The 8,718-nt window shown below is 68.9% G+C and carries 12 protein-coding genes; 7 read left to right on the top strand and 5 right to left on the bottom strand.

The genetic code is table 11. From position 1 onward, the window contains the following. Positions 1 to 231: 231 nt before the first annotated feature. From ACP99_RS18715 to ACP99_RS18730, 4 genes are all read left to right on the top strand, one after another. On the top strand, positions 232 to 489 hold the full coding sequence (locus tag ACP99_RS18715; RefSeq protein WP_049988033.1) for an Htur_1727 family rSAM-partnered candidate RiPP: 258 nt from the start codon (positions 232 to 234) through the stop codon (positions 487 to 489). After that, positions 486 to 1,700 carry a TIGR04347 family pseudo-SAM/SPASM protein gene (locus tag ACP99_RS18720; protein WP_049988034.1) on the top strand — a complete coding sequence of 405 codons (1,215 nt, stop codon included), beginning with the start codon at positions 486 to 488 and terminating at the stop codon, positions 1,698 to 1,700. Before ACP99_RS18715 ends, ACP99_RS18720 begins: the two co-directional genes overlap by 4 nt. 88 nt (positions 1,701 to 1,788) lie before the next feature. Then, positions 1,789 to 2,022, top strand: coding sequence for a hypothetical protein (locus tag ACP99_RS18725; RefSeq protein WP_049988035.1), 234 nt, complete (start codon positions 1,789 to 1,791; stop codon positions 2,020 to 2,022). A gap of 118 nt (positions 2,023 to 2,140) precedes the next feature. Beyond that, positions 2,141 to 2,344, top strand: coding sequence for a hypothetical protein (locus tag ACP99_RS18730; RefSeq protein ID WP_049988036.1), 204 nt, complete (start codon positions 2,141 to 2,143; stop codon positions 2,342 to 2,344). A 43-nt stretch (positions 2,345 to 2,387) separates the two neighbouring features. On the opposite strand, the gene ACP99_RS18735 is transcribed toward ACP99_RS18730, so the two are convergent. The 5 genes from ACP99_RS18735 to ACP99_RS18755 form a co-directional block, all read right to left on the bottom strand. Next, the gene (locus ACP99_RS18735) at positions 2,388 to 3,068 is read right to left on the bottom strand and encodes a DUF7546 family protein (RefSeq protein WP_049988037.1); all 681 of its coding nucleotides are present in this window, start codon (positions 3,066 to 3,068) and stop codon (positions 2,388 to 2,390) included. A 95-nt stretch (positions 3,069 to 3,163) separates the two neighbouring features. Then, on the bottom strand, positions 3,164 to 3,373 hold the full coding sequence (locus tag ACP99_RS18740; protein ID WP_049988038.1) for a hypothetical protein: 210 nt from the start codon (positions 3,371 to 3,373) through the stop codon (positions 3,164 to 3,166). Continuing rightward, positions 3,373 to 5,169 (bottom strand): b(o/a)3-type cytochrome-c oxidase subunit 1, encoded by a 1,797-nt coding sequence (locus tag ACP99_RS18745; RefSeq protein ID WP_081927593.1) that lies wholly within the window; start codon positions 5,167 to 5,169, stop codon positions 3,373 to 3,375. Before ACP99_RS18745 ends, ACP99_RS18740 begins: the two co-directional genes overlap by 1 nt. Position 5,170: 1 nt before the next feature. Further along, the gene (locus tag ACP99_RS18750) at positions 5,171 to 5,686 is read right to left on the bottom strand and encodes a cytochrome c oxidase subunit II (RefSeq protein ID WP_049988039.1); all 516 of its coding nucleotides are present in this window, start codon (positions 5,684 to 5,686) and stop codon (positions 5,171 to 5,173) included. Positions 5,687 to 5,690: 4 nt separating this feature from the next. Beyond that, positions 5,691 to 5,972 (bottom strand): hypothetical protein, encoded by a 282-nt coding sequence (locus ACP99_RS18755; RefSeq protein WP_049988040.1) that lies wholly within the window; start codon positions 5,970 to 5,972, stop codon positions 5,691 to 5,693. A gap of 99 nt (positions 5,973 to 6,071) precedes the next feature. Here ACP99_RS18755 and ACP99_RS18760 point away from each other — a divergent pair, with 99 nt between their 5' ends. The 3 genes from ACP99_RS18760 to ACP99_RS18770 form a co-directional block, all read left to right on the top strand. Next, a complete protein-coding gene (locus tag ACP99_RS18760) occupies positions 6,072 to 6,299 on the top strand; it encodes a hypothetical protein (RefSeq protein ID WP_049988041.1) in 228 nt (75 codons plus the stop codon). A 33-nt stretch (positions 6,300 to 6,332) separates the two neighbouring features. After that, positions 6,333 to 7,130: a sulfite exporter TauE/SafE family protein gene (locus ACP99_RS18765; RefSeq protein ID WP_049988042.1), complete on the top strand. Its 798-nt coding sequence runs from the start codon at positions 6,333 to 6,335 to the stop codon at positions 7,128 to 7,130. 79 nt (positions 7,131 to 7,209) lie between these two features. Then, positions 7,210 to 8,718 (top strand): heavy metal translocating P-type ATPase (locus ACP99_RS18770; protein WP_156105809.1); only part of this gene is annotated, 1,509 nt, incomplete at its 3' end.

Consider the following 8,718-nt stretch of genomic DNA (forward strand, 5'->3'; position numbering starts at 1 on the left):
CCGCCCCCGGATTCGCCCCCAGATCCGTCGGTGGTGCCGCCCCCCGATCCGCCCGAGCAGCCGGCGAGTCCGACAGTGAGCGCCGCGGTACCGCCGAGAAACGTCCGACGCGTGAGACTGGTTCGTGCCATCGGTCTCCCTTGGGACTCCGGTATTAAGGGTCTCTCACTCGTTCCCACTCGGCGAAAACGGACAGAACAGGTTCGGGGATCCACCTACACGTTCGGAGATATGAGCGAGGAACCGAGAATGCGCATCACCGAACCGCGGGGCGATACGACGCCGGAGTGGGAAGTGTTCCTCCGCGAGGACCGGAGCGAGCCGCTGCGACACGTCGGGAGCGTCTCCGCGCCGAGCGCGGAGGTCGCCCGCGAGCAGGCCGCGAACCTGTTCGGACAGAGCGCGCACACGCTGTGGCTCTGTCAGGACGACGACGTCGCGCGGTTCACCGAACGCGAGTTCGGCGAGAGCGGGGGCGAGGACCGATGATCTCGATCAGCAAACTGCTGTGCGACCTCGACGCCGAGGGCGACGGGCTCCGGTACGACGACGGTCGCGACTCGACGCGCGAGCAGATCACCGAGGAGCGGACGACGAAGCCGGTCGTCGTCTGGAACCTCACGCGCCGCTGTAACCTCTACTGCCAGCACTGTTACGCCGGCGCGGACCTCGACGCCGCGCCGGGCGAACTGACGACCGCCGAGGGCAAACAACTGCTCGACGAACTCGCCGACTACGGCGTCCCCGTCGTGCTCTTCTCGGGCGGCGAACCGCTCGTTCGCGACGACCTCGAAGAACTCGTCGCCCACGCCGCCGACGTCGGCATCCGGCCCGTGCTCTCGACGAACGGCACGCTCGCGACACCGGAACGCGCCGCCGCGCTCCGCGATGCCGGGCTGAAGTACGCGGGCGTCTCCGTCGACGGGATGCCCGAGCGCAACGACGCGTTCCGCGGCGAGGACGGCGCGTTCGACGCCGCCGTTCGAGGCATCGAGAACTTCCTCGACGCGGGGTTGAAGACGGGGCTGCGCTACACGATCACCGAGAAGAACGCCGCGGACATGGAACCGGTCGTCGACCTGCTCTCTGACGTCGGCGTCGACCGCTTCTGTTTCTATCACCTCGACTACGGCGGCCGCGGCGGCGAGATCGCCGACGCGGACCTCTCCCCGTCGGACCGCCGCGCCGCGGTCGAGCGACTGTGCGAGACGACGCTCGAGTACCACGACGACGGCGAGGAGATCGAGACGCTGCTCGTCGGCAACTACTGCGACGCCGCGTTCCTCGTCGAGTTCGCCCGCGAGCGGTTCGGCGAGGCGAGAGCCGAGGCTGTCCGCCGGTACCTCGAAGTCAACGGCGGCGACCCGACCGGCGAGCGCGTCGCCGACGTCGACTACCAGGGGAACGTCCATCTCACGCAGTTCTGGCAGGGCTACAGCCTCGGCAACGTCCGCGACCGCCCGTTCGGTGCGATCTGGGAGGACGAGTCGAACCCGCTCCTCGGAGCGCTTCGAAACCGGGAGGACCACCTCACCGGACGGTGCGCGACGTGTCGCTATCAGGACATCTGCCGCGGCGGGTCGCGCCTGCGAGCGCTGGCCGGCAGCGGCGACGTGTTCGGACCCGACCCGCAGTGTTATCTAACGCGCGAGGAGCGACTCGGATCGGGCGTCGACGCCGGCGGTGCCGCGGCCGACTGACGGCTCCTCGTCGCGATCGAGGCCCGTTCCCGAGGATTGAGAACCGCTTTCCAGTTATATACCCTTTCGATGCCTATCTGTAGTCGTAATGAGCCACTCTCGCCAAACGCGGTCGATCGGCATCGACCCCATCAAACTCGCCCTCGGCGTCTTCGTCGTGCTCGGCGTCCTCCTGACCGTTCTGGCGGGGTACGCGCTGCTGTCGTCGCTCGCCGGCGGCGCTGGGGCGCTCCCCCCGGAACTCGCGATGACCGTCGTGTTCGCCGCGGTGCTGGTCGCGACCGGCGCGGCCGTCCGTCGGTTCGTCCCGCAGCGATCCTGATTTTCGCCTGACTCCGCCGAAGCCGGTTTCCCGCCGGACCCGGTTCGCTTCTCGCGTCCAACCCCCAGCGCGGCGTCGTAACGCTTACCTACTGGTCTATGGTAGCAAATACCATCCAATGACGAGCACCGATCTCCCGTTTCCGGCGTGCTGTGCGACCTGTCCGCACCGCAACGCGTTCACGGCATCCTGTACGCACGACTTCCGGCAGTCGGTGCTCCGGACGATCGACGAGACGCGCACCTGTCCGGTCTACGCCGACGAGAAGACCGACGCGATGCGCGAGCTGGCCGAACGGCTCGAAGAAACCAGCTGGCACTGAGCGCGTCCGGGAGCGGTCTCCGACTCCAGTGTCCGCCTGATTCTCACCGCAACAGGGACCAGAGCGCGGCGACAGTCAGCACGAACAGCCCCGTTGAGAGGTCGTACGCGTAGGGCCCGGTCGTCACGCCGAGCAGCGTCGCCGACGCGCCGCCCGCGGCCGCCGTCGACGCCCCGCCGAGCAGTCCCGAGAGCACCGCCGCGAGCACCGGTCCCACGCAGCTGACGCAGGTCACGAGTCCGACGAGCCCCGAAAGGACGCCGGCCGCAGCGCGGGCGACGCCCACGTAGACGAGGACGGAGAGGGCGACGTAGCCGATCGTCTCGAACGGGACGAGCGCGACCGCGACGGGACCGTCGGCGAGGAGCACCGGCCCCCAGCCGGGCATCGCCGCCGCGATCCGGACCGAGACCCCGCCGCCGGAGCCGACCCCGATCAGACCGCTCGTCCGGGCGAGCACGAGCAGATAGGCGGCGGCGACGACGGCGGCCCCGACGGCGCGTCGGTCCCGCGGCAGCGGCACGTCGACGGCGCGAACGGCGAGGACCGCGACGTTGATCCAGACGAACGGGTACGCGAGGTGCCGCGGCGAGAGGACGGCGGCGTCGCTCGCGAGGACGTAGGCGCTCACGGCGACGGTCTCGACGGCGAGCAGCGCGAGCAGCGTCCGGATCGTTCCCGCGCTCGGCGACGGCACGAAACGGCGGATCGAGCGGTGGGTCATTAGGTGGGATGGTGCCGTGTGTAGTGGGAGATTGTGCGATCGAGAGGGCGCGGCGGGTTTCGGTGCCGCATCGCGCCCGCGGTGCGGCGGCGACGTCAGGTCGTCGAGGCTTCGTCGTCGTCGGGGTAGATCCGACCGAGGACGTAGACCGCGGTGATCGCGGCGAGCAGGAGGAGCTCGACGATCACGACGGCGACGAACGGGAGGTCGACGCCGAAGAACCCGGCCACGGTCCGCAGCTCGACCGCGACGGGGACCGTGAACGCCACCAGCACCAGGAACAGCGCCGGGGACATCCGCCGCATCAGCGGATCACCTCCGTCAGGCGGTCGACTGCGGCGTCGGTCGAGTGGACGTCGATCGGAACGCCGGGAGCGGCGCTCTCGAGCGTCGAGAGCGCGGCGTCGACGACGGGCTGGACGGAGATCGAGACGGGGAACGCCGGGCTGTTACCGAGCAGGCCGCCGTCGGTGACGATGCTCGCGAGCGGCAGCGTGTAAGCGAGGACGACGAGGACGACCGCGATGGCGGTCCACAGCGCGAGGTTGTCGAGGACGAGCGGCGCGCCGCTCGACGACGAGAGCGGTTCCGGGATCCGGTCGTCGACCGGCGTGTCGACGCGGTCCTGCGCCCACGTCGCCGCGACGTTGAACAGGAAGATGACGACGCTGAGGAACAGCAGCACGCCGCCGAGAGCGATCTGCGCTTGGATCTCGCCGACGCTGCCGACCGCGGTGGCGAAGTCGAAGTTCTGGTACTGCGGTTCGGCGGTCCGCCGCGGGATGCCGAGGAGGCCGCCGCGATGCATCGCGTTGGACATGAACACCATCCCGACGAACCAGAGCACCACCTGCAGCAGCCCGATCGGTCGGCTGTACACCGTCTTTCCGGTGAGTTGCGGGAGCAGCCAGTAGGTCCCGGCCATCATCGTCAGCGCGACCGCGGTTCCGACGGTCATGTGGAAGTGTCCGGGCACCCACAGCGTGTTGTGGATGAGGTAGTTGATGTTCATCCCGGCGTTGATCATCCCCGAGAAGCCCCCGGCGGCGAACATCAGCCCGGCCAGCGCCATCCCGGTGAACGCGGGATCGCGCCACGGGAGCGCGCCGAGCCACCGGAGGTAGCCCTCGCCGCCGCGCTGCCGCGCGCCGTGTTCGACGCTCGCGACGACGGTGAACGCGGTCAGCAGCGACGGCAGGAGCAGGAACATCGTGTTCGTCATCGCGATGAACTTGAACCCCTCCGCGATGCCGGGGTCGAGGTACTGGTGGTGGATCCCGACCGGCGTCGACAGCAGGACGAACAGGACGAACACGACTCGCGCGAGCGGGTCGCTGAAGAGCCGCCCTCCCGCGAGCTTCGGCAGCACCGTGTACCACAGCAGGTACGCGGGCATCAGCCAGAAGTAGACGACCGGGTGGCCGAAGTACCAGAACAGCGTCCGGGTGAGAAGCGGGTTCACCGTCTCGATCAGCCCGAGCGACCACGGGATGAGGAAGAACACGACGGAGACGGCGACGCCGATCGTCGAGACGAACCACATGATCATCGTCGTCAACACCATGAACGCCTGCAGCGGGATGCGGTCGTCCGGGTTCTCGCCGCGCCACTCCCGATAGGCGAGGAACCAGTCCGCGCCGGCCATCCACGTGCCGATGATGAACATCGCGAGCCCGATGTAGAAGATCGGGTGCGCCTGCAACGGTGCGTAGAACGTGTACAGCACGTCCGCGCTCATCGGGATCTCGGGGAATAAACCGGCCAGGATCGCGACGGCGGCGAGCGTCGCCCCCGTCGTCATCAGTCCGAACCACGCCCACGTCAGCCGGATGTCCGGCAGCGGTCGGTCGAAGCTCCGCGCGACCGCCCACGTGAACAGTCCGACGAGGAAGAAGATGGTGAACACGAGCGCCAAGAGGACGCCGTGCGCCGTCAGGAGCGTGTAGTAATCCACCGAGTCGATGATCCGGAGGAAGTCCGTGCGGTGCAGCGCCTGGACCACGCCGAAGAGCGCGCCGATCCCGAGTGCGATGAACGCGACCGCGAACGAGGCCTGTACAACTTTCGCTTCTTCGGGGAACCGATCGACGAAGGTCGCCATTTCAGTTCACCACCATACTCTCGTTCCACTCGCTCTGCGGGACAACTTCGAGGCTGCCCTCCATCGCGTGGTGGGCGCTGCCGCAGTACTCGTTACAGAGGAGCCCGTACTCGCCCGGTTCGTCGACTTCGATGGTGATCGTCGCGACCTGTCCGGGCACCGCCATCGTGTTGGCGTTGGTGCCGACGACCTCGAAGCCGTGGATCACGTCCGCGGAGGTCACGTGGAGCGTCACCGTCGAGTCCGCGGGCACGCGTATCGGTTCGGAGGTGCCCGGCTCGAAGCTGAACTGCTGGGCGATCACGTACACGTCGTACTCGTCTTCACCCGTCTGGTACGTCCCCGGTTCGCCGAACTTGGGGTGCTCGTCGAGCGAGGCGGGATCGACCTGTCCGCCCTCGTCGCCGACCATCTCGATCCCGGCCCCGACCGCGCCGTAGGAGACGGTCGCGATGAGGCCGACGATGAGGAGCAGTGCGCCCGCGAGCCAGACTTTCTCGTATTTGTGTATCTCCATCGTCTCACCCGATCACCGTGAGGTCGCCGCCGAGGAACTCGACGAAGTACATAAACACCCACATCACGCCGACGATCGCCATGTAGATGGCGATGAGGACGAGCGTCCCGACCGGATCGAAGTCGTCGTGGTCGATCCGCCTGACGATTCCGGATCTGCCGGATCCGATCACGTACCCGTCGTCGTCGACGGAATCCCGATCGGCGACCGGCGGGCCGTCCCCGCCGGGCCCACCCGACGACGATGAAACGACGTCACCTGTGTCTGTCTCCGCGTCCGCTGGCATACTCTTTCGTACCGATCCCACTTCCTTGAACGACCCCCCGGATTCCTGCGCGGTGAGAATCGGCGAAATTTCAAATCACATGGGGCCGAAGGTCTCCGTATGGAACTCACGCCACGACGCGCGGGACTGATCGCGCTCTTAGCGCTCCTCCCGGTCCTCGCGTTCGGGATCTTCCGCACCTGGTGGGCGGGCGTAATCACGCTGGTGAACGTCGTCATCATCGCCGTGAGCCTGTATCTCCTGCTGTCGCCGACGGAGGGTGAGGCGCACGGAGAGGGACACGGCGACCACGCCAACGGCGTCGGAACCGGCGACGAGACGCTCTGATCCGACGTGGCGCTCTCATCTTCGGTCCCCGCCCTGTCGCTCGCCGCGGTCGACGTCGGCGAACTCGCCGCGGCCAACGTCGAGGCGGGGGTCTTCCTCGTCATCGGCGCGCTGGGCGGCGCGCACTGTCTCGGGATGTGCGGCCCACTCGTCAGCGTCTACGCCGATCGACTGGAAGCGACCGACGAGCGCGCCGAGGGGCTGTCGGTCAGGCAGGTCAGACAGCACGCACTGTTCAACCTCGGCAGAGCCGGTGGATACGCCGTCGTCGGGGCCGTGCTCGCGCTCGTCGGCTCGCTCGCGTTCGGGGCCGCCGACGCCGTCGTCGCCGTCGGAAACGGGGTACGGGCGACCGTCGGCGTCGGCGTCGGCGCGCTGATTATGGTGACCGGCGTCTCGTATCTCCGCGGCGGTGCGGGAGGGACGATCCGCCTGCCCGGCCGGCTCTCGGCGGTGTTCACCCGCGTCAGCACGGCGCTCACGAGCCGCGTGGACGCCCTCGTCGGCGACGCCCGGATCGCGGGGCTCGGCTTCGGCCACGCGTTCCTCCCCTGCCCGATCACCTTCCCCGCGTACCTGTACGCGTTCGCGATCGGAGATCCCCTCAGGGGGGCGTTCCTGCTCTCGCTGCTCGGGCTGGGGACGTTCCCGACGCTGTTCGTCTACGGCACGGCGCTGGGATCGCTGTCGGCGGGGCGTCGTCGCTCGCTGCACCGCGTCCTCGGCGCGGCGTTCCTCGTGTTGGGGTATTTACCGCTGGCGCACGGACTGATGCTCGTCGGAATTCACCTCCCTCACCCGATGATTCCGGTGTTCCAGCCGCTCGGATGAGCCAGTCGGTACTCTCGATCAGGGCGACGCCTACGACCCGGTCGACGATCGAACGTTCGAACGACCACAGGACGGCACTATGACCGCAGACACCGAACCGAGAACCTGCACCCACTGCGACCTGCCGACGCCGGACCCGCCGGTGACAGACGAGGACGTCCCCGGCGTCTACTGCTGCCGCGGCTGTCTGGAGGTCGCGCGGGTGCTCGGCGGCGACGATCCGACCGCCGGCGCAGCGGCCGAGGGCGCAGCGGGCGAGGAGAGTGGACTCGCAGCCGAGTTACGCGACGCCGACACGGACCCAGCCGACGACGGGGCCGACGCGCCCGCGGACGCCGAACAGACGTACCTCTCCGTCGACGGGATGCACTGTGCGACCTGCGAGACGTTCATCGAGTCCACCGCCGCGTCGGACGGGGGCGTCTACGCGGCCGAGGCGTCCTACGCCACGGACATGCTCTCTGTCACCTACGATCCCGAGCGGGTCAACGTCGACGACCTGGGGGCGCGCCTCGGACGCTACGGCTACGACGTCGACGACCCCGAGGCGACCGCGGAGGACGAGCGCGCGGGGCTCGCGACGTTCCTCATCGGCGGCGGCGTCTTCGGGATGATGGTGATGGTCTGGTACGCCGTGTTCCTCTACCCGACGTACCTCGGCTTCGAGCCGCTGGTCGACCTCGGCGGGTTCGACGGCCTCTACGTCCTCGGCAACGTCTGGGTGATGTCCTCGATCGTCCTCTTTTACACCGGCTATCCGATCCTGCGGGGCGCGTACGTCAGTCTGCGCGCCGGGCAGCCGAATATGGACCTGCTCGTGGCGCTGGCGGCGGTCGCGGCGTACGTCTTCAGCGTCGGCGCGGTGCTGGCGGGTCGGACCCACGTCTACTTCGACGTGAGCGTCGCGATCGTGCTCGTCGTCACCGTCGGTAACTACTACGAGGACCGGATCAAGCGCGGCGCGGCGAGCCGGCTGACGGAGCTGACCAGCGCGCGCGTCGAGGACGCCACGCGGCTCCGCGGGGACGGCTCGACAGAGACGGTCGACGTCGACGACCTCGAATCTGGCGACCGGGTGCTCGTCCGCCCCGGCGAGCGCGTCCCCGTCGACGGCGCGGTCGTCGAGGGCAGCGCCGCTGTCGACGAGTCGCTCGTCACCGGCGAGTCGCTCCCGAACCGGCGCGGGGTCGGCGACGAGGTCCTCGGCGGCACCGTCGTCACCGACGAACCCATCACCGTCGACGTCGGCGACGGCGCGGCGAGCACGCTGGACCGCCTCGTCGAGCGGCTCTGGCAGATCCAGTCGTCGCGCTCGGGCGCACAGCGGCTCGCGGACAAGCTCGCGACGGTGTTCGTCCCGCTCGTGCTGACGCTGGCGGTGCTCACCGCGGTCGGCCTCCTCGCCACCGGGACGCCGCCGACGGCGGCGATCCTGACGGGGCTCACGGTCCTCGTCGTCTCCTGTCCGTGCGCGCTCGGGCTGGCGACGCCGCTGGCCGTCGCGGCGGGCGTGCGAGACGCCGCCGACAGCGGCATCGTCGTCGGCTCCGACGCCGTCTTCGAGGACGCTCCCGACGCCGACGTCGTC

Source organism: Halobellus rufus, from assembly GCF_000739575.1.
Taxonomy (GTDB): Archaea; Halobacteriota; Halobacteria; order Halobacteriales; family Haloferacaceae; genus Haloquadratum; species Haloquadratum rufum.

Excerpts from the sequence above, each read along its gene's own strand:
- ACP99_RS18715 (WP_049988033.1), top strand. The coding sequence starts at position 232 with ATGAGCGAGGAACCGAGAATGCGCATCACCGAACCGCGGGGCGATACG.
- ACP99_RS18720 (WP_049988034.1), top strand. The coding sequence starts at position 486 with ATGATCTCGATCAGCAAACTGCTGTGCGACCTCGACGCCGAGGGCGAC.
- ACP99_RS18725 (WP_049988035.1), top strand. The coding sequence starts at position 1,789 with ATGAGCCACTCTCGCCAAACGCGGTCGATCGGCATCGACCCCATCAAA.
- ACP99_RS18730 (WP_049988036.1), top strand. The coding sequence starts at position 2,141 with ATGACGAGCACCGATCTCCCGTTTCCGGCGTGCTGTGCGACCTGTCCG.
- ACP99_RS18735 (WP_049988037.1), bottom strand. The coding sequence starts at position 3,068 with ATGACCCACCGCTCGATCCGCCGTTTCGTGCCGTCGCCGAGCGCGGGA.
- ACP99_RS18740 (WP_049988038.1), bottom strand. The coding sequence starts at position 3,373 with ATGCGGCGGATGTCCCCGGCGCTGTTCCTGGTGCTGGTGGCGTTCACG.
- ACP99_RS18745 (WP_081927593.1), bottom strand. The coding sequence starts at position 5,169 with ATGGCGACCTTCGTCGATCGGTTCCCCGAAGAAGCGAAAGTTGTACAG.
- ACP99_RS18750 (WP_049988039.1), bottom strand. The coding sequence starts at position 5,686 with ATGGAGATACACAAATACGAGAAAGTCTGGCTCGCGGGCGCACTGCTC.
- ACP99_RS18755 (WP_049988040.1), bottom strand. The coding sequence starts at position 5,972 with ATGCCAGCGGACGCGGAGACAGACACAGGTGACGTCGTTTCATCGTCG.
- ACP99_RS18760 (WP_049988041.1), top strand. The coding sequence starts at position 6,072 with ATGGAACTCACGCCACGACGCGCGGGACTGATCGCGCTCTTAGCGCTC.